Annotated in this window: 19 protein-coding genes and 1 tRNA gene; 12 read left to right on the forward strand and 8 right to left on the reverse strand. The window is 35.8% G+C overall.

Going from position 1 to position 23,087, the window contains the following annotated elements; genetic code table 11:
• Positions 1-237: 237 nt before the first annotated feature.
• The 3 genes from J2Z40_RS02245 to J2Z40_RS02255 all read right to left on the reverse strand — a co-directional run bounded on the left by J2Z40_RS02245 (position 238) and on the right by J2Z40_RS02255 (position 1,764).
• A complete protein-coding gene (locus tag J2Z40_RS02245; protein WP_066393064.1) occupies positions 238-426 on the reverse strand; it encodes a DUF4177 domain-containing protein in 189 nt (62 codons plus the stop codon).
• Between the two features lie 137 nt (positions 427-563).
• Positions 564-637, reverse strand: a tRNA-Arg gene (locus tag J2Z40_RS02250).
• An 86-nt stretch (positions 638-723) separates the two neighbouring features.
• Positions 724-1,764: an acyltransferase family protein gene (locus tag J2Z40_RS02255; RefSeq protein ID WP_066393067.1), complete on the reverse strand. Its 1,041-nt coding sequence runs from the start codon at positions 1,762-1,764 to the stop codon at positions 724-726.
• 373 nt (positions 1,765-2,137) lie between these two features.
• Here J2Z40_RS02255 and J2Z40_RS02260 point away from each other — a divergent pair, with 373 nt between their 5' ends.
• The gene (locus J2Z40_RS02260; RefSeq protein WP_066393071.1) at positions 2,138-3,151 is read left to right on the forward strand and encodes a 2-oxoacid:acceptor oxidoreductase family protein; all 1,014 of its coding nucleotides are present in this window, start codon (positions 2,138-2,140) and stop codon (positions 3,149-3,151) included.
• The gene (locus J2Z40_RS02265; protein ID WP_066393074.1) at positions 3,151-5,445 is read left to right on the forward strand and encodes a thiamine pyrophosphate-dependent enzyme; all 2,295 of its coding nucleotides are present in this window, start codon (positions 3,151-3,153) and stop codon (positions 5,443-5,445) included. The genes J2Z40_RS02260 and J2Z40_RS02265 overlap by 1 nt, the downstream gene beginning before the upstream one ends.
• A gap of 452 nt (positions 5,446-5,897) precedes the next feature.
• Here J2Z40_RS02265 and J2Z40_RS02270 read toward each other — a convergent pair whose 3' ends face one another.
• Positions 5,898-6,350: a GNAT family N-acetyltransferase gene (locus J2Z40_RS02270; RefSeq protein ID WP_083953997.1), complete on the reverse strand. Its 453-nt coding sequence runs from the start codon at positions 6,348-6,350 to the stop codon at positions 5,898-5,900.
• A 220-nt stretch (positions 6,351-6,570) separates the two neighbouring features.
• Between J2Z40_RS02270 and J2Z40_RS02275 the strand changes: the two genes are divergently transcribed.
• The 3 genes from J2Z40_RS02275 (at position 6,571) to J2Z40_RS02285 (ending at position 10,701) form a co-directional block, all read left to right on the forward strand.
• The gene (locus J2Z40_RS02275) at positions 6,571-8,376 is read left to right on the forward strand and encodes a methyl-accepting chemotaxis protein (RefSeq protein WP_245349958.1); all 1,806 of its coding nucleotides are present in this window, start codon (positions 6,571-6,573) and stop codon (positions 8,374-8,376) included.
• A 439-nt stretch (positions 8,377-8,815) separates the two neighbouring features.
• Positions 8,816-10,255, forward strand: coding sequence for a PAS domain-containing sensor histidine kinase (locus tag J2Z40_RS02280; protein ID WP_066393079.1), 1,440 nt, complete (start codon positions 8,816-8,818; stop codon positions 10,253-10,255).
• Positions 10,256-10,434: 179 nt separating this feature from the next.
• Complete coding sequence (locus J2Z40_RS02285; protein ID WP_066399192.1) at positions 10,435-10,701, forward strand: aspartyl-phosphate phosphatase Spo0E family protein; 267 nt, start codon at positions 10,435-10,437, stop codon at positions 10,699-10,701.
• Between the two features lie 156 nt (positions 10,702-10,857).
• Here the strand turns inward: J2Z40_RS02285 and J2Z40_RS02290 are convergent, their stop codons facing one another.
• The gene (locus J2Z40_RS02290; protein ID WP_066393081.1) at positions 10,858-11,589 is read right to left on the reverse strand and encodes a ZIP family metal transporter; all 732 of its coding nucleotides are present in this window, start codon (positions 11,587-11,589) and stop codon (positions 10,858-10,860) included.
• Positions 11,590-12,187: 598 nt separating this feature from the next.
• On the opposite strand from J2Z40_RS02290, the gene J2Z40_RS02295 reads away from it, so the two are divergent.
• Genes J2Z40_RS02295 through J2Z40_RS02310 form a run of 4 tightly spaced genes read left to right on the forward strand, consistent with a single transcriptional unit; the run spans position 12,188 to position 15,639 of the window.
• The gene (locus tag J2Z40_RS02295; protein ID WP_066393083.1) at positions 12,188-13,012 is read left to right on the forward strand and encodes an electron transfer flavoprotein subunit beta/FixA family protein; all 825 of its coding nucleotides are present in this window, start codon (positions 12,188-12,190) and stop codon (positions 13,010-13,012) included.
• 26 nt (positions 13,013-13,038) lie between these two features.
• Positions 13,039-14,067: an electron transfer flavoprotein subunit alpha/FixB family protein gene (locus J2Z40_RS02300; protein ID WP_066393085.1), complete on the forward strand. Its 1,029-nt coding sequence runs from the start codon at positions 13,039-13,041 to the stop codon at positions 14,065-14,067.
• Positions 14,060-15,355 (forward strand): FAD-dependent oxidoreductase, encoded by a 1,296-nt coding sequence (locus J2Z40_RS02305; protein WP_066393091.1) that lies wholly within the window; start codon positions 14,060-14,062, stop codon positions 15,353-15,355. Before J2Z40_RS02300 ends, J2Z40_RS02305 begins: the two co-directional genes overlap by 8 nt.
• Entirely contained in the window at positions 15,355-15,639 is a 285-nt protein-coding gene (locus J2Z40_RS02310; protein ID WP_066393095.1) for a ferredoxin family protein, read from the forward strand. Before J2Z40_RS02305 ends, J2Z40_RS02310 begins: the two co-directional genes overlap by 1 nt.
• A 135-nt stretch (positions 15,640-15,774) precedes the next feature.
• Here the strand turns inward: J2Z40_RS02310 and J2Z40_RS02315 are convergent, their stop codons facing one another.
• The 3 genes from J2Z40_RS02315 to J2Z40_RS02325 all read right to left on the reverse strand — a co-directional run bounded on the left by J2Z40_RS02315 (position 15,775) and on the right by J2Z40_RS02325 (position 19,265).
• Positions 15,775-16,122: a hypothetical protein gene (locus J2Z40_RS02315; RefSeq protein WP_066393103.1), complete on the reverse strand. Its 348-nt coding sequence runs from the start codon at positions 16,120-16,122 to the stop codon at positions 15,775-15,777.
• 258 nt (positions 16,123-16,380) lie between these two features.
• Positions 16,381-17,613, reverse strand: coding sequence for an MFS transporter (locus J2Z40_RS02320; RefSeq protein WP_066393106.1), 1,233 nt, complete (start codon positions 17,611-17,613; stop codon positions 16,381-16,383).
• Between the two features lie 155 nt (positions 17,614-17,768).
• Entirely contained in the window at positions 17,769-19,265 is a 1,497-nt protein-coding gene (locus J2Z40_RS02325; RefSeq protein ID WP_066393109.1) for an ATP-binding protein, read from the reverse strand.
• A 171-nt stretch (positions 19,266-19,436) separates the two neighbouring features.
• Here J2Z40_RS02325 and J2Z40_RS02330 point away from each other — a divergent pair, with 171 nt between their 5' ends.
• The 3 genes from J2Z40_RS02330 to J2Z40_RS02340 all read left to right on the forward strand — a co-directional run bounded on the left by J2Z40_RS02330 (position 19,437) and on the right by J2Z40_RS02340 (position 23,079).
• Positions 19,437-19,877: a MarR family winged helix-turn-helix transcriptional regulator gene (locus tag J2Z40_RS02330; RefSeq protein WP_066399195.1), complete on the forward strand. Its 441-nt coding sequence runs from the start codon at positions 19,437-19,439 to the stop codon at positions 19,875-19,877.
• Between the two features lie 247 nt (positions 19,878-20,124).
• Positions 20,125-21,819, forward strand: a complete 1,695-nt coding sequence (locus tag J2Z40_RS02335; RefSeq protein ID WP_066393113.1) for a M3 family oligoendopeptidase — start codon at positions 20,125-20,127, stop codon at positions 21,817-21,819.
• Positions 21,820-22,026: 207 nt separating this feature from the next.
• Entirely contained in the window at positions 22,027-23,079 is a 1,053-nt protein-coding gene (locus J2Z40_RS02340) for a GerAB/ArcD/ProY family transporter (protein WP_066393115.1), read from the forward strand.
• The last annotated feature ends 8 nt before the right edge of the window (positions 23,080-23,087 follow it).

Genomic DNA, 23,087 nt, shown 5'->3' on the forward strand with positions numbered 1-23,087 from the left:
CCGTTATGCCCAAAATAAAGACCGCTAACACCTTATATATCAAGGGTTAGCGGTTTTATTTTTACATCCCAGAAAGGAATTGAAAATACGACCAAGCATAGGTGGTGAGGAAATTGTGGGAAACTAATACAAAGTCATAGTCTTGAAGTTAACGAATCATAAAATGAGATGACCTTAGAGATTATTATGATATACGTTTTGTAATGTGTTTTTAAAAATAAAAAACCCCTACGAAAACTAATTAAGGGGTCTCTCGAAAATCAATTCAAAATAAGCGGCTGAACCATATCCTTTAGTTGAAGGAGCAAAGATTTGAACAAATCTCCATCCGTTTGATGCATGTTTGTTAATAATTTCCTGGTAGTTTTCTTTAGGTTTACTGCTCCAAGTACTTAATTCGATTTTAACGTATTTGTATTCGTACATGAATATCACCTTTTTTCAGTAATGTTGTCTTGGTTAATATACGAATTAAGTGGTAGATGGTTTCATATTGAATGATAAGAATTAAAAACAGCCGACAGTCCCTTAAGTAGTAAGAGTTGACGGCTGCTTTTAATATACGTCCCAGATAGGAATCGAACCTACGACCTACAGCTTAGGAGGCTGTCGCTCTATCCTACTGAGCTACTGGGACAGTAGAATATATTATAAACGGATATTTATAGTGTCGTCAATGGATTTGTATCGATTAGAGACGAAAGAGGCGGTCGTAATCTAGCATTAATTCATTAATTTCCTTCTATAGAAATGTAGAAGGGATCTTACTTTTATTTTTAAGCTTTTTATTTTCGAAGTATTTAATTCAATAATCGGCTGGGTTAATGAAGTGATCAATTTGCTTGATAATAAGAATGTGAGCAATAGAGAAACGCCCGCAAGCAGTAAAAAATTTTCCGGTGTTGTGAAATAATCCTGCACGGCACTTTCTCTAAAGATCCGTACGAAAAAGCCATGGAGCAAATACACATAAAATGTATTTTTCCCGAGACTTGTAAAAAAGTATTGTCTTTTAGGCATAAGGGAGAAAAAGCTTAATACGATCGCTAGGCTAAGGATATAAAAACCTAATCGAGTAAAAAGGGCAGTAATTGTTGCTGCACCCATTTCTGCATAAGGTTTAGACCCAAGGAGCCATTCATAATTAATGTCTGGAAAATAATAAAAGCCTGTAAAAGCAAGGATGAAAATAGTTATGGCAACACCTTTTATATGAGGCTTTAATAAAGATCGAAACTGTTCTTTCTTCATATAATAGCCAATTAAGAACAAAGGAAAGAATACAAAAGTTCGAGATATGCTTAAGTAACTTGAAAATCCTTCTATATATCCAATGGCTAGGCCGATTATTAAGGCCGTTGCAATTGAGTAAGTAGGTTTCATTTTTGCAAAAATCAACAGCAACATATTCCAGAAAAATAAACTAATTAGAAACCATAATGACCAATGCGGTGTAAGTGGATCCATTTGGAAATTTGATTTATCAAATAGAAAATAGTAAAAAATTGAATAGATTAATTGAAAAATAATATATGGCAGGATAAGTTTTTTTGCGATCTTCGGCAAATATCCTTTTTTGTGATAGCCTTTGGCAAAATACCCTGATACGAGTATAAAAGCTGGCATGTGAAAGGTGTAAATCACCTTATACAAAGTGAAAATTGTTTCACTTTCAGTAATATATGAACGTAGGAAGTGACCGAAAACGACCAAGAATATCAAGATGAATTTTGCATTATCGAAGTAAAAATCACGTTGCTTCATAATATCCTCCTCTTTTATAGACCCCCCTATAAAAGATTCCCTCCGATTCTACTTACCCACATTAGTATGAAGAATAAACAAAATAAAAGAAAGAAAGAGAGGAAGATCGACCAAAGTCTGGCTAAACAAGAAATTGCAGCTCTCTGTTATAGTACAAAAATAAACTGTTATATAATTGTGAATTCGTTTTCAATTCTTATTGTTTCAATGATTTTCGATAATTTATTAAATCTGTTTCACTAAAATCGAAGAGATGTTTGACTTTTGTCACAGCTTAACATGAAACAATTACATACAATGAGAATAGGGGAATATTGTCATTGCTTTTGAAAAGGCAATATAAATTAGTTGTTTTCATAATGGGAGGGAGAATATGTCAATTTTGCCAAAGAAGAATGAACTTGGATTCTTCGAAATAAGACTGGAATCAATCGGTGGACTTGGTGCTAATTTAGCCGGGAAGATGTTAGCTGAAGCTGGTGTGCTAGGACTTGGATTAAATGGATCGAACTTTTCTTCATATGGGTCTGAAAAGAAAGGCTCCCCTGTTAAAAGCTTTATCAGGTACTGTGATCCAGATGTAGAAATACGTGCCCATAGTCCAATTGAACAGCCACATGTTGTTGGTGTGTTTCATGAAGCGCTATATAAAACAGTTGATGTTGTCAGCGGCTTAGAGCCAGATGGAATTTTATTAGTGAACTCAACGAGAGAATTTGATGAAATAAAAGAAGATTTAAAGTTAGAATTCGGAACATTAGCAATTGTAGATGCGTTGCAAATTGCCGTCGAAGAAAAAACAAAAGTGAATACAGCGATGCTTGGCGCTTTATTCCGTATTTGCGATTTTCTTGATCCAGAAGCAATGAAAACCATTATTCGTAAAACATTTGAAAAAAAATATCCACACTTAGTTGAACCGAATATTCGTACATTTGAACGTGGATATAATGAAGTTCAATTTAAAACATATGAAACACCAGTGGACGCTGTTGGGAAATTATTCTCCAGACCAGTGCCGCTACTTGGCTATGAAACACAAGAAATGGGTGGTGTAATTACCGCTCAAGCGAATAGTGTGTTAAAGGATTTAAGTGGTTCAAGACAAGGTTTCCTGCCAAAATTTGAGATTGAACAATGTATTAACTGTGCAGCCTGTGATACTGTTTGCCCGGATATGTGTTTCGTATGGGAAGAAGGCGAAGATAAAAGAGGCAGAAAGCAAATGTTCCTAAAGGGAATTGACTATCAATACTGTAAAGGCTGCTTAAAATGCGTAGAAGCATGCCCAACAACTGCATTAAGTGATTTGCGGGAGATGATTGGCTATGCTGAAACAAATAGTGTTAAGCACAACTTTCCTTATGTAGCAGGAGGGGTTTCTTAATGGCAATGACAGAAGAAAATTTAAAAGTAGCAAATAAAACAGAGCAGTTAACTACATTTGAAAGTGGAAATGAAATGGCTGCGATGGCAGCTGCACAAATTAATTATCATATAATGGGGTATTTCCCGATTACACCTTCTACAGAGGTTGCACAATATTTAGACCAAATGAAAGCGCGTGGCGAGCATGATGTGAAATTAATACCAGCAGATGGCGAGCATGGTTCAGCAGGTATTTGTTACGGGGCAGCAGCTACAGGTGCAAGGGTTTTCAATGCGACAAGTGCTAATGGTTTTATGTATATGCTTGAACAGATGCCGGTACAAGCAGGAACTCGTTTTCCGATGGTCATGAATTTAGTGACTCGTGCTGTTAGTGGTCCTCTAGATATTAGAGGAGATCACTCAGACTTGTACTACGCGTTGAACACAGGCTGGGTTATTTTAACTGCAAGAACACCACAGGCTGTCTATGATATGAATATTATGGCTTTGAAAATTGCTGAGCATTCGAAAGTTCGATTGCCTGTCATTGTAGCATATGATGGATTCTTTACTTCTCACCAGAAAAGAAAAGTAAATTATTTCAAGGATCGCAAGGTCGTACAAGAATTTGTTGGAGAATGCCCAACAGAATATAACTTTGCCCGTGATCCGAAGCTTCCGGTAACAATTGGTGCACATATGAATGGCGAAGACTTAATGAATAATCATTTCCAACAGTCAGAGGCTATGTATGCAGCAGGTGAAGTATATCAAGAAGTAGCGGCTGAATATGCGAAACTATCTGGACGTAACTATGAAGTACTTGATTTATATGGGATGGAAGATGCGGAAGTTGCTCTATTTTTATTAAATTCTGCTGCTGAAACAGCAAAGGATGTTGTTGATAAACTGCGAGCACAAGGGATTAAAGCTGGAGTAATCAGCCCAAATATTATTCGTCCATTCCCCGCAAAGGAAATTAGAGAAGCATTAAAAAATGTAAAAGCTCTATTAATTGGTGAAAGAGCAGACTCCTATGGTGGTCACGGACCAAACCTAACACACGAAGTGAAATCAGCATTACAAGAGGATAAGAACAATGAAACGATTGTTCTCAGCCGTGTGTTTGGTCTCGGAGGAAAAGATTTTTATGCTGATGATGCAGAGAATTTCTTTCAAGCTGCAATCGTAACAATGGAAAAGGGCTATGCCGATAAGCCATTTGATTATTATGGTCATGTTCCTGGCAATCCAGAGAAGGTTCTAAAGCCAGTCATTACACCTCAACACGGTGATGTATACAATTCAGGACTTATTCATGTTGAAAACGATCCTGAAACGAATAAATTAAAAGTGAAAATACCGCCATTACGTTCTCTTACTTCCAAACCAAAGCGGATTGCTTCAGGTCATGGTGCATGTCCAGGATGTGGGATCTTTACTGGGCTTGAATTGTTCTTTAAAGGGATTGAAGGTGATGTCGTTGTTCTTTATCAAACAGGCTGTGCCTATGTAACGACTACGGCTTATCCATATACTTCCCATAAACAAACGATGATTCATAACTTATTCCAAAATGGTGCTGCCACATTATCAGGTACGGTTGAAGCATTCTTTGAACTGAAAGAACGCGGGGAAATAAATGTATCTGATGATGCAACATTTGTCATGATAACAGGTGACGGTGGAATGGATATCGGAATGGGGTCAGCAATCGGCACCGCACTGCGAAATCATAAGTTAATCATGCTAGAGTACGATAATGAAGGCTATATGAATACGGGCTCTCAAATGTCCTACTCAACACCAAAAGGTCATATGACAAGTACGAGCAATGTTGGCAAATCGCAACAAGGGAAATCATTCCATCATAAGGATACAGCCCAAATAATGGCTTCAACAAATATTCCGTATGTATTTACAGGTGTCGAGGCTTTCCCGCAAGATTTAATTAAGAAGGCAGCAAAGGCACAATGGTACGCACAAAATGTTGGTACAGTATACGGGAAAATTCTAATTACCTGTCCGTTGAACTGGAAGTCAGAGGATCGGTACGGGGAGAAAATTCTTGAGGCTGCTGTGAACACTTGCTTCTTCCCACTCTATGAAGTAGAAAATGGAATAACAACGATTACTTATAACCCAGATGAGAAGAAGAAAAGAGTCTCTTTAGAAGAATGGTTAAAGTACATGGGAAAAACAAAGCATTTATTAAAAGAAGAAAATCATGAATTACTTGTTGAATTAGAAGAAGAAATTGAACATAGATGGCAGCGAATACTTGCGAAACATGAAAATCCTCACTTATAAAATATTTTGGATTATGAAATAGAGTATTGACAGTAGAGGCGCTTGGAGAGAATTCTTCTTCAAGCGTCTTTATATAACATATTATTTGTACCTTCGAGGTAACCTTTCTTCTTTTTCATTCGTCTATTAATAGAATAGATGAATATTAGATAAGGATGGGATTTTTGTGCTATATCCAACAGTAATGTGTCATAACGGGCGTATTCATGCAGTGAAAGATCAAACATCATGTATTTGTGGTGTGAGTTACCAAATTCAACATGCTAAAAATCAAAGAGAGATTTTGAAATCCATTCATTTTAGACATATTCATACGATCGATTGTCGAAAATGTAAATCAAAATTGAGTGAGATGGTGCAAATCCTTTGAGGAAGTATGAATAATAAAAGAAGAAACCATGTATTCCCTCTTTTATTAGTATATTCAAAGTGATTGATTTAGTAGGATTAATCTAATCATTAATTGATAGTTCCAAATCGTCATCCACTTCAATAAATCCAAATTTCTTATATACTGGTTTGCCCATTTTTGATGCAGTGAGCCATATTTTTGTAATGCCCAATTGTTTCACTTCATTTACTAATGTAGATAATAACTTCGTAGCTATCCCTTGCCCCCGATAATGATCCTTCGTATACATATTGGCGATGTACGCCCTTTTTCCAGTCCTATTCGTATAACTTGGTGGAAATTCATAAAATATAATAGCCCCGCAAGCAATGATGTCTTTGTGATCTTCTACTAGCCATTGAATAATTGTTCCGTCACCAAGTTTATTTTTGAAGAACATAGATAGTTCAGCATCGATATTGATACTTGGCTCAATACCCTCATCAATTAATTGCAGTTTTCTTAAATTAACCAGTTGATTGCAATCATCAATGGTTGCCTTTCGAAATTTCAACATTCATTTAATCTCCCTTCTATTTACTCATTATTATACCATTTCCCTGCTATGAAAAAGGTTTCCAAGCATCCATTAGTTCGTTAGTAATAATAAAAATGCAACATTCTCTTCAAAAGTAATTATGATTGAATTATAATGAAATAATAAACTAGTAAAAATGTTTCATATCTTTACATATTTTAGTATATTGAATTGGATATACAAAGGAGTGCAATGTATGAAAGACATTAAGGGGAGCAAACAAAAAAGAGAAAAAAATTCAAAAAGGAGTAAGCAATTAAAGAAAAAAACAAAGAATAATATGTTATTAAAATTAACTCAATTAAACATTTGGAAAAAGTTAAAGTTGGGACAAAAATATGGAGTAGCCCTCTTTATCACAATTGGCCTCTTTACAATTTCCACCATAATTACCTTTATGCTTTTGAGCATTGCCAATTCCAATATGGATTTAGTAGAGGAAACTGGTGAAAAGGCGATTAAGATTACCGAAGCAACAGCTATTTTCCATTATAAGGGAAGTGCGATTGGGAATTTCATCATAGATTCAAATCCCAAACACTTGAAAAGCTTTGATGAACTAACTGAAAAATTTAATGAAGTAAAAAAGGAAATTACTCCAGCACTTAAGACGGAGGAAACAAAACAGTTATTAACTGAAATTAGTGAAAATGATGAAAAAATAAATAAAGTTTTCTATGAAGTCATTGAACCTGAGGTGAAACTTCATCATGTAAGGGAATATCGACTAGGAAAATTGCAGGCTGATGATGCAATTGCAGAAACAGTAGTAAAATTAGACGCATTAAGTAATGCGTTGAAGACTGAACAAGCGGAAGCAGTAAGTTCTGCAAAATCAAGATTAATTCTTACATTGATTGTATTAGGTGTATCGATCATCGTTTCTGCTGCATTAGGAATTGCCAGTATCTTATTTATTGGACGAATTATTTCTAACAAGCTTGGACAAATTGTCCAACTTTCAAATGAAATTGCTGCAGGAAACCTACATGTAGATGCAGTTGAATATGATGGAAATGATGAAATTGCGGAACTTAGTAAAGCAACAAACTCAATGAAAGAACGACTTCAGTCTATGATTCAAGAAATTTCTGCCGTCTCTAGCTATGTGACTGAAAGAAGCAACGAGTTAAATATTGCTGCAAATGAAGTGAGTGCTGCGAGCGAGCAAGGTGCATCCACTATGCAGGAACTTTCAGGTGGTGCAGAGGATCAAGCGAGTGCTGCTACAGAGTTGGCACGAATGATGGATGATTATTTACTTAAAGTGGAAGAAGCAACAAAGAGTGGATTCATGATAAAATCAGCATCAAATGAAGTATTAACAATGACAAAATCTGGTGATACACTTATGAAAGAATCACAAGATCAAATGACTGTCATTAATGATATTATGAAGACATCTGTTGAACGAGTGAACGGATTAGATGAGCAAACACAACAAATTACTAAACTCGTACAAGTCATTCATGAGATTGCCAATCAAACCAATTTACTTGCATTAAATGCTGCAATTGAGGCTGCGCGTGCTGGGGAACATGGAAAAGGGTTTGCTGTTGTTGCAGATGAAGTTCGTAAACTTGCTGAGCAAGTTTCATTATCTGTATCCGATATTACAACAATTGTTAAAGGAATTCAGACTGAATCTAACAATGTGGTATCCTCCTTACAAACAGGTTATTCACAGGTTGAGAAGGGCACTGAAAAGATTCAGCTTACAGGAGAAACATTCCAGAAAATATATCAAGCTGTAAATGTCATGTCAAATAATGTGAATGATATATCGAAGAGTCTTGAGCATGTTTCAGAAAGCTCTACATTAATGAACCAATCAATTGAAAATATTGCTGCAGTATCTGAGGAATCTGCTGCTGGAATCGAGCAGACAAGCGCAACAATTACACAAACAAATCATTCCATGGAAGAAATCTCTGAAAATGCGCAATCATTATCAGATCTTGCTGACCAATTGAATGCGATGATCGCAAAATTCAAACTATAAATTTAACTTCTTTAAGTGTCAAAATTACTAGCTAATACACTTACAATCATAAAATAGATATAAAAGCATGTGAAAGAGTTATTCTTCACATGCTTTTATAATTTTAAGGCTCTATTATAACTGAATGTTGGTTTTACTCTGTTTTAAAAATAAACAGAGAAATTCCGGCTAAATTAGGAAATGCCTGTATTTCCTTAAAACTAAGTAGTTTTTCCACTTATTTGATCAAAATCGATGGATTTTGTCTAATATATTGCTGTTAACCGGAAATTCTCCGCCTATTACTCCCCATACATAATTGTACATTTTCGAACGAAAAGGAATGGGTGGAAAAATAGTAAATAGGTTAGAGCGTTGAAGTTTCACATATTAAAAGGAAGGGATTTTTTCTTATATTGTAGAAATAGTCAATTGTATATCCCAATAGGAGGGAAGACCAATGACTTTGAATGAGGGCAACATTAAAGAACAAAAATTAAATGAGAAAATTGATAATGATTTATATAAAGATTTATTTTTTGAAGCGCTTGAAGGGATTGTCTTTTGGACTGGTTATGGAAAGATTGTAAAAGTGAATGAAGCAGCCTGCCGAATTTTCGAATGTGAAGAAGATGAATTATTAACAAAAAGTATACAAGACTTCGTGTTCTTAAAGGATGCTAAATATGACCGGATCGTGGATCGCCTTTTTCAGGAAGGCTCCATACGAGAAGAGCTTGCTTTCCTTATGCCAAATGGACAAATGAAATATTTAGAATTTACTTCAAAGCTTCATTCAGTAGAAAATTTTCACATGACAATCTTTCGAAATGTTACAGATCGAAAGCAAATCGAACAGGAGCTTCGAGAAAGCGAATTGAAATTTCGTAAAGTATTCGAAGGTGCATTAGAAGGAATGATCATGTGGAATGGGAATGAAGTCGTTGATATCAATCAGGCAGGCGAGAAAATGTTTAATCTACCGAGGGAAAAGATCATTGGCCGTTCATTAATGGAGCTATTAACTAGTTTTAATATTGAAGAAGAAGAGCTTATTAGCCATTTTGAGAACCTAAATATGAATGGATATACGAATGAGATGCTTCAAATTAATACGGAATCAGGCAGGAGAATGTACTTTGAGTTTTCAGCGAAACAGAATGTATTCTCGAAGCTTTCGGTCATCCTTTTTAAGGATGTAACAGATAAAAAAGAAATGGAGGAGCAGCTCAAAAAGTCTGATACGCTCAATGTAGTTGGTGAACTTGCAGCAGGAATCGCTCATGAAATACGGAATCCGATGACTGCCTTGAAAGGTTTTATCCAACTGTTGGAGGATAGTATTAAGGAAGATCATTCAATGTATTTCAACATCATCTCAACTGAATTAAAACGAATTGAATCAATTATTAATGAATTTTTACTGCTTGCGAAACCACAGTCACTTAAATTTTTTGAAAAAGATGTCACGAAAATTATGCAAGAAACGGTTGATTTCTTAAAAGCACAAGCGGTTTTACATAATGTCCAGATTATTAGCGAATATGAAAAAGAGTTGCCGCTTATTTATTGCGAGCCTAATCAATTAAAAAAGGTATTTATAAACTTAATTAAAAATGCAATCGAAGTGATGCCTAATGGGGGAAACATCACCGTAAGCATGGAAATATCACAAGATCATTTCATCCATATTTCCATAAAGGATGAGGGGATCGGCATCCCGAAGAATATGCTTGAAAAGCTTGGGCAGCCTTTCTATACAACGAAAGAAAAAGGAACGGGTTTAGGATTAATGGTCACTTATAAAATAATAGAAGAACATAAAGGTTTTATTCAAGTAGAAAGTGAAAGTGGAGTAGGAACAGAATTTCACATTTATTTGCCGTTTGGAAGCAGATGAAAAACCTTGTTTTCTGTCGGATAATCCTAAATTTTCATCTAAAATTGTGTCGAATAAAATAATTTTCTAAGAAGTTTGTCTAATATTGCGAATCTATTTACTTTTATGAAAAAAATTGTAATAATCCTTCAAGTAACACTTATTTTAGAGAATAAGCAATGGATTGGATGGGAGAAAACATGGAAAAGAATGAAGAGGAAATATTAATGGAAATACAAAAAAAGAGAGAAGTAATGATAAATATTGCAAAAAAACACGGCTATAGAAGTGATTGTACAATACGATGCAGTGAAGAACTCGATCAATTAATTTATGAATATCAGCGGGAAAAACATAAAGATAAAAAACAAAGACAAAGAAAGAGACAAAAGGCAAAGTTTTCGATTAAATATCTATTTACATCAAACCATGAAAATATAAATCCAAAGTATCAATTATATTCATAAAAAGATCCCTAAGCTGATAGTAAGGGCTTAGGGATTATTTATTGACTTAAATCTCAAGAAATGTTCTTTTTAAAAGATTATAGCTTTCCATTTAGGATGTAATAAGTAAGAAATTTTACGAAAATAGCCATTTATAAGAGGATAAATAGATTTATTTTAGAAAATATCAATTAGGAAAATCATAAATAATAGGCCAATAATAAATGAATACGTAGAAGACTTTTCGTGTCCATCGCCATGACTTTCAGGAATCAGTTCCTTATAGATAATAAATAACATGGCACCTGCAGCGAAAGACAGTCCGTATGGTACAAGGAAGTCTACAAATGATGTTAAATAATAGCCTAACAACCCAGTAACAATTTCAATTGCACCAGTTAATGTTGCGATAATAAATGCCTTCCATCTAGAAATCTTTTGATTAACTAGGAATAATGCAACGAGAAATCCTTCTGGAGCATTTTGCAAGCCAATTGCAAATGCAATAAGATTCCCTGTTTCACCTGCACTTGAAGCATAGCTAACTCCGACAGAAAGCCCTTCAGGGATATTATGAAGAGTGATAGCAGAAATAATTAGCATCGCTTTCTCGTCAAACTCAATCCCGCTTTTAGAGTGCTGCAAATCAATATGTGGAATGTTTTTTTCTAAAAGTGTAAGCACGAGGACTCCGAGAAAGATTCCGATAGAAAGTTGGAGAAATCCTCCGCTGCTCAATGCCTCTGGAATAAGTCCCATTGTCGAGGCAGCCATCATGATTCCAGCAGTAAATGCTAATAAAATATCACGCCACCTATGGGTAACGGATTCAGACATAAAAAGAATAACCAAAGCGCCAAGACCAGTCGAAAGGGCTGAGAGAACGCTACCGATGATTACTTCACTCATATTTTTCCCTCATTTCTATTTGTAACATTATTATAAGAGTGAAATCCCTATGAGACAAATAATAAATTTTATTTTGAAAGAAAAAGATTGATGTAGTGTGATATTTATCATAGTTGAATCAGAATTTTCCTAATAGAATAAAACAATATATGGTAACTTTTTTACTATATATACCATCCTAGTTTTTACTTCAAGCATGCTCCTTTGCGTCCGCACAATCATGGTCTAATTAGAATCATCATGGACTCATACAAAATCTTCACCTTTTCTATTCTGCATACTCAAACATAATCGCTGACAAACAATCACCTTAGCGTACGAGGGAATTTCTTAATTAACCTATATTTATGCTGAAATAGCTAAAAAATTGAAATGTACTTTTAAGATTTTTTTCAATCTTGCTAATCATCTGTATAAATGTTAGTACTATGCTTGTGTTGCGAAACATATATCGTAATACATAGTATTTTTTACATACAATTAAGTAAGCGTTTCCAAAGGCGGTGTTCATATGGATAAACCCTTTTTAACTTGAGATTTTGAATGAATGATGATTACATGCGTTCTATTGCATGATTCAAAAGGAGGGAATTCATTTATGCATATTGTCGTTTGTGTGAAGCAAGTACCAGATACTAAAATTATCAAAATTAATCCAAAGACAAATACATTGGACCGCAGGAGTGCACCAGCCATTTTAAATCCATATGATGCACATGCAGTACAAGAGGCAGTGAAAATTATTAAGATGGTTGGTGGAGGGACAATATCAGTTCTTTCAATGGGGCCTCCCCAAGCTACTGAAGTCATTAAAAAAAGCATTGAAATCGGTGCAGATAAAGGCTACTTAATTTCTGACCGCGCATTTGCAGGTGCTGATACTTTAGCAACTAGCTATGCCTTATCCAAAGCACTTGAAAGGATATCAAAGGAAGAGCCAATCGATCTAGTCATTTGTGGACTTCATGCAATTGATGGAGATACTGGTCAGGTTGGACCAGGAATCGCTAGAAGATTGGATATACCGCCTGTAACAAATGTAATTGAAGTATCAGAGTTAAATGAAAAAGAAAAAACAATTCTTTTAAAGCGAAAAATTGCCAATGGCTATCAATTAATTCAAGCAGACTATCCATGCTTATTAACGGTAGGCAAAGAAATCAATGAGATTGAGTATTCTCCATTACCAAATATGATTAAAGCAGCAAGGTATGAACCAGTGATCTGGACGGTAAATGATCTTGAGAACGTCAATCGGCCACAGCTAGGACTTAAAGGTTCACCGACTATTGTTGGAAAGATGTTCACTCCTCCAAAGCCAGAAGGTGGAATGAAGCTAGAAGGGAATTCAGATGAACAAGTCAAGCAGCTCATTGAACTTTTAACTGATAAACAGGATTTGTTTTTTACACACGTTAATTGAATAGTCCGTACGAAGGAGGGGTCTGTATGATGGAAGAATACCGTGGGGTGTGGGTATTCATAGAACAAAATGATGGTGATATTGAGGGAGTTTCCCTTGAGCTTCTTGGAGCGGGCAGAAAGCTTGCAGATAAGCTAGAAGTGCCGTTAGCCGGGGTTTTATTAGGGAATGCAATTCAATCACTTTCTTCAGAAATTATTGCATATGGTGCGGATGTAGTCTATCTCATTGATCATCCAGTGCTGAAAGATTATCGTACTGAATCTTACATGAAAGGAATTATGCTTCTTGCTGAAAAGTATAAACCAGAAATATTCCTTTATGGTGCAACTCCAAATGGAAAGGACCTTGCAAGTGCAGTTGCGACAGATTTGAACACCGGCTTAACTGCGGATACTACCATGCTTGATGTTGATCTAGAAAAAAGATTATTAGAAGCTAGTCGCCCAGCGTTTGGTGGAAACATTATGGCAACGATATTATGTAAAAAACATCGACCACAAATGGCAACTGTTAGACCTAAGGTTATGAAAGCATTAGAACGAGATACAAGTAGAACAGGAAACATAATTGAGGAACAAATAACATTAAATGAAGATGCTATGCGAACAAAAGTACTTAAGATTGTGAAAGACGTAACAAAAACAGCTAGTTTGGCTGATGCCCATGTAGTTGTTGCTGGTGGAAAAGGAATGGGAGATTTGCAAAGTTTCCAGCTGATCCATGAACTTGCAGAAACAATTGGTGCGAGTGTAGGGGGCACAAGGGATGTAGTTGAGGCTGGCTGGCTGCCTCATGAACTCCAAGTTGGGCAAACCGGTGAAACGATTACACCAAAAGTATATTTTGCTATTGGTATTTCTGGAGCTATACAGCATGTAGTTGGAATGAAAAATTCTGAATTTATTATTGCCATAAATAAAGACCCTAATGCCCCGATATTTGATGTTGCCACTTATGGGATTGTCGGTGATGCAATGGAAATCGTCCCTAAGTTAATTGAACAGTTCAAGGAGCTCCGTAAAGAAAAGGGCGGTGAAGTAAGTTATGTCTGAGAAATTTGACGTAATCGTTGTTGGCGCAGGACCAGCAGGAACATCCTGTGCATATACATGTGCGAAAAATGGGTTAAGAGTATTACAGATTGAGAGAGGCGAATATCCAGGCAGTAAAAATGTAATGGGTGGCGTATTATACAGGAAGCAAATGGAGGAAATTATCCCTGAGTTCTGGAAAGAGGCACCGCTTGAAAGACCTATAGTTGAACAGCGATTTTGGATGATGGATAAGGAATCAGTCGTTACATTTGGCTATAAAGGCCTTGAATGGGGTGTTGAGCCATTTAATAACTTTACTGTACTTCGTGCTCCATTTGACCAATGGTTTGCTAAGAAGGGCGTAGAGCAAGGTGTTTTACTCATTACGGAAACAGTTGTACTTGAATGTATTGTGGAAGACGGGAAAGTAATTGGTGTGCGAACGGACCGTCCAAATGGTGAAGTATATGCAGATGTAGTTGTCCTAGCAGACGGTGTTAATTCCCTTTTAGGAAAGCAACTTGGATATCATAATGAATTCAGACCAGATGAAGTGGCATTGACTGTTATGGAAGTAATTAATTTGCCAAAGGGAAAAATTAATGACCGTTTTAATTTGGAGGATAATCAAGGATGTACGATCGAGCTTTTTGGAGATTCTACGAAGGGAAATCTCGGTACAGCCTTTATTTATACGAATAAAGAAAGCATAAATATTGGAGTAGGTACAACACTGTCAAGCATGATTAAAGCAAAGCTAAAGCCATATGATTTATTAGATTATTTAAAGACACATTCGATGGTAAGACCATTGATCGAAGGTGGAGAATCGGCTGAATACTTAGCCCATTTAATTCCAGAAGGGGGCTATCATTCTGTACCTAAAGTAGCAGGGGATGGGGTGCTTTTAGTAGGAGATGCGGCACAGCTTGTAAATGCTATTCATAGAGAAGGATCGAATATGGCGATGTCATCTGGAAAAATGGCTGCTGAAACAATTATTGAAGCGAAAAACAGAAATGATTTCAGTGCATCTAGCTTAAATCTTTATCGAGAAAAGCTGTATGATAGCTTCATCATTAAAGATCTAGAGAAATACAAAGATGCTGCACATACATTTGAGAATAATCCGCAATATTTTAATGACTATGTACCAATGATGAATCGTGCCGCAAGTAAATTTTTCACTGTGGATGGCACACCGAAAAGGGAGAAACAAAAAGAAATTATGCGTAGCATAACAGGAGAAAGAGGGACGTTCAAGGTAATCCAAGATGTATATCGTGCATGGAAGGCGGTGAAATAATGTCGACAAAAACGATAGAGGAAAAACAGTATTTAATTCGTTTTAAGGCAGATACGAAATCGCATTTGACGGTATTAGATCATGATGTATGTATGACACAATGTCCTGATAAGCTCTGTACTATTTTCTGTCCAGCGGAAGTGTATAAATGGGAAGGATTAAGAATGCAGGTTGGCTATGAAGGTTGCCATGAATGTGGAAGCTGTCGAATTGGCTGTCCGTATCAAAACATTAAGTGGGAATATCCAAAGGGTGGACATGGAATTGTCTTTAGGCTTGCATAAAGGGGAATTATAAGAGGTGGAAAGGCGATGTGAAAAATATGCATCGTCTTTTTTGTTTGTGAAGATATAACACTATATGTATGTTTTTTCACAAATATTGTTAAAAAGAGTAAAGCTTCAAAAAGGTGGGAGCAGTTAACTGCTAATTGCCTTGTAAGCGGCTATTTCTAGGAGTTGGTCGCTTTTTCCGGCCAGCTCCAAATTGGATGCATGCTTATAAGCCTCATGGATACATTCATAAATGGTGGAAATATAGCAAGCGGTGTTCCAATTGAAATTTCCTTTTTCATTTGAAGGATACACCGTTACCTTCCAAATATAATAATCTATGTTACTATCTTTTTGCTGCCCCTCTAGTGCAATGAGCCAATGGGAAGCCGGTAGATCTAAAACATGATTCATTTCATGTAAACGAAGTAAATCATTTGTACAGATAGGTATCAATGCTTTTTGATAGAAATCCCGATAATTTGGCATGTTCATTTATTTTCCCCCCTATTCGATTATAAATTTAGGCAGTTTGGCCGTAAGAGATAAGTAGGTACAAATCCATTTGCTGATGGAAAAGACATGGTGTTTAAAGAAAATACATCTACTTGTCATTTCCCTTCATTTTCTTATTCTATTTTTATTATATGTCATTCGCTCCATTTATTTCGGATGAAATGTTAAAATTTTTCGAAAATTTAAAACCATAAGGTAAAAAGAAATGAGGTGAACCGATTTGATTCACCTCCGTAGTTATGAATGCCATTTTTTTAATGTTTGATCAGATGGAAGGAGTAATGTGAGAAGCCCCAGAAGAGGCAAGAAGCCAGTTAAAACCATTGTACTCACAATCCCAATTAAATCAGCCAAATATCCGATTACAATGGCTCCAATGGCCCCCATGCCAAAAGCGAGCCCAACTGTTAGACCTGCCATTGTTCCGATCTTTCCAGGGACTAATTCCTGTGCGTACACAACAGTAACTGAAAAACTCGACATAAGAATGAATCCCGTCAAGAACAGTAGACAAAAAGCTGCAACGGGCGGGACAAATGGAATGGCAATTGTTAATGGAGCTGAGATAATCATTGAAAGGAAGATGATCATTTTTTTACCAAATCTATCGGCTAATGGACCGCCAAAAAATGTACCTAAAGCACCTGCTACTAAAAAAGTAAAGAGAAAAATCTGAGATTGCTTGATTGAAAAGGAATATGTTTCAATCGTAAAAAAGGCATAATAGTTTGTCATTCCTGCGATATACCAGGAACGAGCAAAAATGAGAAAAAGAATGAGAAATAGTGCAAACCAAATCTTTCGAGAAATTCGGTTGTGATTTCCGGCTGTCTTTTCCTCTTTTTTGTATTGAGAAGTTTGTTGAAGCTTCATCGTATTTGAATACCAAAAGGCGATGTATAAAAGAAGGGCAACAGCAGCACCAGCTACGATCGTGAACCATGCTGCACCAATTTGGCCTAGTGGAACGAGAATTAATGCTGTTATTAGCGGAGCCATGGCTTGCCCGCTATTTCCGCCAACTTGATAGATTGATTGAGCTAGCCCCCGTCTTGAACCTGCGGCTAAATAAGCAACTCTTGAACCTTCTGGATGAAAGATGGCAGAACCCAAACCGATAAAAAGGACGGATAAGACAATTAGTTCAAAATTGGGTGCAAGTGATAAGCCTAATACGCCAACCATCGTACAGCTTAAGGCAATTGGTAAGGCAAATGGCATTGGTCTTTTATCGGTTACCATCCCGATCACTGGCTGAAGGATGGAAGAAACGATATTTAAAGCGAATGCAATCATTCCAAGCTGTGTGAAGGTTAGCCCCATTGATTTTTCTAGAATGGGAAACATTGCAGGAATAATTGCTTGGATTGAATCATTTAATAAATGACAAATTCCAATAATAATTAAAATTTTATAGGAAGTTTCGCGTTTTTGTGAAACCTGTTGTAAGGCTATTGCTGTATTACTCATTGTATAGGTCTCCTTTATCGCAGCTTATTAAGTTCCAACGAAAAATAAGCCACAAGAGCTCGTGTGGCTTATAAAATGCCGTTATTTATGATTCTATCATAAATGTTGTGAAATAAATAATTAGTGGAGGTGAGAATCCCCTACTAATTATTTATTCACTTTGTTAATGGCAAGAATATATCGACTTCCGTCCCTTTTTGGACTTTGCTAGTTAAATTTATTTCTCCGCCAAATGACTGAATAATTCTCTTACAAACAACAAGTCCCAATCCAGTGCCTGATTGTTTAGATGTGTAAAAAGGCTGAAAAATTTTATCGATGACATCATCAGGAATTCCTGTTCCTGTATCCGTAATTTTTACATGGCATTTATTTGACAGCTCAATAAGATTGATTGACAACTGGCCTCCAGCCTGCATTGATTCAAAAGCATTCTTTGTTAAATTAAGCAATACTTGCTTTAATTGGTCTTTCGTACAATCAACTAGCAATGGCTTTTCTGGAATTGACGATTGATAATGAATATTAGTTAAGTTTGCTTCTGAGTATATTAAAGGTTCAATTTCCATAATTACTATTCGTAAATCTACAATGTCCGTTTTTTGTGCTGTTGGTTTACCTAAAATAAGAAACTCACTTACAATTTCATTAATACGATTAATTTCATCGTTGATAACGGAAAAATAATATTGATCCTGCGAATTTGTATATTTTTCACTCAATAATTGGATAAGACCTTTAATTCCTGTTAACGGATTTCGAATTTCATGTGCAGTACTAGCAGCTAATGTACCAACAAGCTCTAACTTTTGGAGTTCATTTTCTTTATGTTCCATTGCAGTTCTTCTCTTCAGCATAAAGTATTTAAAGACTAAGAAAAGGATGTGAAAGATAAAAATGATTTGAAAGATTGTAAGTATCGAATGCTGAATGATTTCATTCATATCTCTTTTAGAAATTTCTACTTTAATACTCCAAGGGAGCCGCTCAATTGGCAATGAAATGGATTGATTAGGAGAGCGTTCTGTTGACGCCCCTTTATTAATATCTAAAATAATTGTTCCACTCGAATTTATAATTGAAATATCCGTATCAGGGGTTAGCATTCTCATAATATTTTGAATGTAATCCACTCTTAAATGTGCAATAAGAATGGCAATTAATTGTCCGCTATTGTCAATAACGGGTTCCCCAATCCCAATAACCTCTTGCCCATTTATTAATGTTTCTTGTTGATTGGAAATAATTAAGTCTCTCGTTTGACTAATTTCCATTATGTAATCATTATTTGATAAATTTGTATTTTTAAGAAACTCATTTGAACCTGTAAGGACTGTTCCTTCAGGATCTAGTAAATAAAGACCACCGTATCGTGAGTCTCTCCAATGTGTTCTCTGCAATAAAGGCTGCATTTTTTCTGGGGTATTCATGACTGTCTCTGCTGTTAATTCAAGTATGTCTAAAGATGTGACTGTTTCAGAAATTAATTGATCCCAGCTTTTTTGATGGATAGAAGCAATCCAAATGGCATGTGCTTTGCGTTCTTCATTATCTTTCTTAATTGCAGTATTTAATTGATATGAAATACATATAACGATCGGGATGATAACTAATACAATATAAAGGTAATAGTTATTTTTATGTTTTTTCATAAAATAGACTCCATTTTTTTATTGAGAAAGTATGAATGTTTCTTATGAGTTTGTGCTTTCTAATTAGTATACATGAAATAGCCAAACATTGACATGTGGGAATTATTTTTCTATAATTTACTTAGAATTCAAGATAATTTTGAAGACATTATAAAAAAGGATTGGATAGAAATGAATTCAGAACAGGTTAACCAATCACTGAAATTATTTATAGTATTGTCACGAGCATATCGTGCGGTAAATGAGAATGTGAATAAGCTCATTCAGACATATGGGCTTAATCCGACTGAATTTGCTGTAATGGAACTGCTATATCATAAAGGGGATCAGCCGCTTCAGCAAATTGGCGGAAAGATTCTACTAGCAAGTGGGAGTATTACGTATGTAGTAGATAAGCTGGAGCAAAAAGGATTGCTATCTAGAGTCGCTTGTCCTAAAGATAGAAGAGTCACATATGCACAAATTACAGAACAGGGAAAAGCTTTTATAGAAGATGTTTTTCCTGATCACGCCAAACAAATTGATGCTTATATGTCTGAACTATCTCCTGAAGAAAAAGATATGGCGATTGGTTTATTGAAAAAGCTTGGTATGTCACAAACAAATCAATAAGAGAAAAACAAAACACGATTCCAATAGAATCGTGTTTTGTTTATAGAAAAGAGAATAAAACCTGGTAAACAGAAGGTTCGTCATTGGCTAATCTGTCCAAGGAGGGAAGAATGAATCTATTGATCTGCTAGACGTTTGAAGCTGAACAAGTCATTTGAAGTTTTTACTCTCAAGTTTGCAGGAATTAATAAATAGCTGTCGAAAATATCTTATGGGATTAAAAAAAAGGAATCAGGGAGGCAATGCTATGAGCTTTAGTAGCTATACATATACGCGGCCGAATATGGACGAAATTAGCAATCGTTTTGAAGTAGCAATTAAGAGATTTACAGAGGCAGCTACTGCAGATTTACAAAATCAAGCAATGAATGAAATTAATGAGATCCGCAATGATATTGGAACGATGTTTAATCTATGTTATATTCGTCATTCAGTGGATACAAATGATGAATTTTATAAAGAAGAGCAAGACTTTATGGATGAGATCGATCCTGTCATTGAAGGATTTGTAACAAAATACTATAAGGCGCTTGTCTCATCTCCTTTTCGTAATGAGCTTGAGGAGAAATGGGGAAGTCAGTTATTTGCTTTAGCTGAAGCGCAGTTAAAGGTCTTTTCTCCAGAAATTGTTCCATATTTGCAAAAGGAAAATAAACTATCGACCGAATATACGAAATTGATTGCGTCTGCAAAGATTGAATTTGAAGGCGAGGAACGAACGCTTGCACAGATGGAACCCTATGCAGAATCAACTGACAGGGATGTGAGAAAATGGGCAAATGAAGCTCGATTTGGATTCTTTGCTGAACATGAAGAAGAATTGGACCGTATTTATGATGAATTAGTAAAGGTGCGTACAGAAATTGCACAGAAATTAGGATATGATAATTTTGTTGATTTGGCCTATTTACGTATGCAGCGTACAGATTATGATGCTTCAATGGTAGCGAAATTCCGTGACCAGGTAAAAGAATTTATTGTTCCAATGGCAACGAAGCTAAAAGAAAGACAAAGAGAGCGCATCGGTGTAGATAAATTAGCTTATTATGATGAGGGCTTCAATTTCAAGACTGGAAATGCAACACCTAAAGGGAGCCCAGAATGGATTGTTGAAAATGGGCAAACAATGTATGATGAGCTTTCAAATGAAACAGGCGATTTCTTCTCCTATATGCAACAAGAAGAATTGATGGATCTAGTCGCTAAAAAAGGCAAAGCCGGCGGAGGCTATTGTACGTATATTGAAAACTATAAATCGCCATACATCTTCTCTAATTTTAATGGTACATCTGGAGATATAGATGTACTAACACATGAAGCTGGCCATGCTTTTCAAGTATATACAAGCCGGCATTTCGAAATTCCTGAATATAACTGGCCAACATATGAGGCTTGTGAAATTCATTCTATGAGTATGGAATTCTTCACATGGCCATGGATGGATAAGTTCTTTAAGGAAGATACGGAGAAATATAAATTCGCCCATTTAAGTAGTGCATTATTATTCCTCCCATACGGAGTAGCTGTGGATGAATTCCAACATTGGGTATATGAAAATCACATGGCAACTCCTAAAGAAAGAAAAACGGCATGGAGAGAGATCGAAAGAAAATATATGCCGCATAAAGATTATGATGGAAATGAATATTTAGAAAATGGCGGATTTTGGCAGCGCCAATCACATATTTATAATTCCCCATTTTATTATATTGATTATACATTGGCTCAAATTTGTGCATTCCAATTTTGGAAGCGTTCAAGAGAAAATCAAGAAGAGGCTTGGAAAGACTATGTACATCTTTGTGGACTTGGTGGAAGCAAAGCATTTACTGGACTTGTCGAAGAAGCGAACTTAATTTCCCCATTTGAAGATGGCTGTGTGGAATCCGTCGTAGAGGTGATAGAAAACTGGTTAAATTCAGTTGAGGATAAAAGTCTATAATGAAAGAAAGGGCTAGGCATTATGTCTAGTCCTTTTATTGTGGTTGAGGTTTGATTCGGTCCTCTTTATTTTTATTGTTATTTGAATGAAGCGGGAGAATTTTACTGAATGATTCTCCTCCTTCCTCTATATGTGCGATGAATTGGAAAAAAGCTCGTCTTTGTTTGTCCCAATGCTCATATAGTGATAGGGAAGGAGGAGATTTCAGTGAAAACAAACTGGGGAGGAGCCTTTCAAATTGCTGCTGTATATGTAGGGACAGTAGTCGGGGCTGGTTTTGCAACGGGACGAGAAATTGTCGAATTTTTTTCTCGGTTTGGATTTATTGGATTTATTTCAATTTTAATGAGTGGTTATATATTTATCTTTCTAGGGTCAAAGGCAATGAGAATTTCTGCTCAGATTCAAGCTACCTCTTATCAAGAATTGAATGAATATCTATTTGGAAAGTTCTTTGGCCGCATGATTAATCTATTAATGCTACTCATGTTACTAGGTGTATGTGCGGTTATGCTAGCAGGAGCTGGAGCTGTTTTTGAAGAACAAATTGGGTTGTCAAAGGAATTTGGTATTTTTCTAACAATTGGTTTATCAATTATTGTGATGATTGTCGGGATAAAAGGTCTATTTGCTGTGAACTTATTTGTTGTTCCAATGATGATTATCTTTAGTTTTCTTTTACTGATTCTGTCAATGAAGCTGCCTCACTTTATGGATCAATTATTGTTTATTCCGTATGCTGAGGATGGGTGGAAGGCTGTTGTTGCTCCATTCTCCTATGCTGCATTGAATTTGACATTGGCACAAGCTGTTTTAGTTCCAGTTGCGGCAGAAATCAAGGATGATCAAACGATCAAAATGGGAGGAATGTTAGGAGGGCTGGCATTAACGATTATTCTTATATCCAGTCATATGACATTAGTTATGCTGCCTAATCTGGAAAGCTATGAAATTCCAATGGGCGTCATTATGCGGACCATCGCATCATCTTTTTTCTGGATATATGTATTTATTATTTATGGAGAAATCTTTACATCAGTAATTGGAAATGTATTTGGTGTGGAGCGTCAGGTGAGAAAGTATATTTCTATTCCTACAATCGTGACGGTAAGTGTTATTTTTGTTATATGTTATTTAATTAGTTTGATTAATTATGGGACATTGCTTTCGTATTTGTATCCTACTTTTGGTTATATCAGTATTATATTTATTGTTTTATTATGGATGAAGCCTTTTGAAGAGAGAAAAGACCCGAAATAGTTCGGGTC

It is taken from the genome of Cytobacillus eiseniae, from assembly GCF_017874625.1.
Lineage (GTDB): Bacteria > Bacillota > Bacilli > Bacillales > Cytobacillaceae > Cytobacillus > Cytobacillus eiseniae.

What these genes read in the sequence shown, in the direction of transcription:
- J2Z40_RS02260 (WP_066393071.1), top strand. Translation starts at nt 2,138, where the DNA reads ATGTCAATTTTGCCAAAGAAGAATGAACTTGGATTCTTCGAAATAAGA.
- J2Z40_RS02245 (WP_066393064.1), bottom strand. Translation starts at nt 426, where the DNA reads ATGTACGAATACAAATACGTTAAAATCGAATTAAGTACTTGGAGCAGT.
- J2Z40_RS02285 (WP_066399192.1), top strand. Translation starts at nt 10,435, where the DNA reads ATGGAAAAGAATGAAGAGGAAATATTAATGGAAATACAAAAAAAGAGA.
- J2Z40_RS02315 (WP_066393103.1), bottom strand. Translation starts at nt 16,122, where the DNA reads ATGAACATGCCAAATTATCGGGATTTCTATCAAAAAGCATTGATACCT.
- J2Z40_RS02290 (WP_066393081.1), bottom strand. Translation starts at nt 11,589, where the DNA reads ATGAGTGAAGTAATCATCGGTAGCGTTCTCTCAGCCCTTTCGACTGGT.
- J2Z40_RS02295 (WP_066393083.1), top strand. Translation starts at nt 12,188, where the DNA reads ATGCATATTGTCGTTTGTGTGAAGCAAGTACCAGATACTAAAATTATC.
- J2Z40_RS02275 (WP_245349958.1), top strand. Translation starts at nt 6,571, where the DNA reads ATGAAAGACATTAAGGGGAGCAAACAAAAAAGAGAAAAAAATTCAAAA.
- J2Z40_RS02330 (WP_066399195.1), top strand. Translation starts at nt 19,437, where the DNA reads ATGAATTCAGAACAGGTTAACCAATCACTGAAATTATTTATAGTATTG.
- J2Z40_RS02280 (WP_066393079.1), top strand. Translation starts at nt 8,816, where the DNA reads ATGACTTTGAATGAGGGCAACATTAAAGAACAAAAATTAAATGAGAAA.
- J2Z40_RS02325 (WP_066393109.1), bottom strand. Translation starts at nt 19,265, where the DNA reads ATGAAAAAACATAAAAATAACTATTACCTTTATATTGTATTAGTTATC.
- J2Z40_RS02320 (WP_066393106.1), bottom strand. Translation starts at nt 17,613, where the DNA reads ATGAGTAATACAGCAATAGCCTTACAACAGGTTTCACAAAAACGCGAA.
- J2Z40_RS02335 (WP_066393113.1), top strand. Translation starts at nt 20,125, where the DNA reads ATGAGCTTTAGTAGCTATACATATACGCGGCCGAATATGGACGAAATT.
- J2Z40_RS02310 (WP_066393095.1), top strand. Translation starts at nt 15,355, where the DNA reads ATGTCGACAAAAACGATAGAGGAAAAACAGTATTTAATTCGTTTTAAG.
- J2Z40_RS02300 (WP_066393085.1), top strand. Translation starts at nt 13,039, where the DNA reads ATGATGGAAGAATACCGTGGGGTGTGGGTATTCATAGAACAAAATGAT.
- J2Z40_RS02305 (WP_066393091.1), top strand. Translation starts at nt 14,060, where the DNA reads ATGTCTGAGAAATTTGACGTAATCGTTGTTGGCGCAGGACCAGCAGGA.
- J2Z40_RS02255 (WP_066393067.1), bottom strand. Translation starts at nt 1,764, where the DNA reads ATGAAGCAACGTGATTTTTACTTCGATAATGCAAAATTCATCTTGATA.
- J2Z40_RS02265 (WP_066393074.1), top strand. Translation starts at nt 3,151, where the DNA reads ATGGCAATGACAGAAGAAAATTTAAAAGTAGCAAATAAAACAGAGCAG.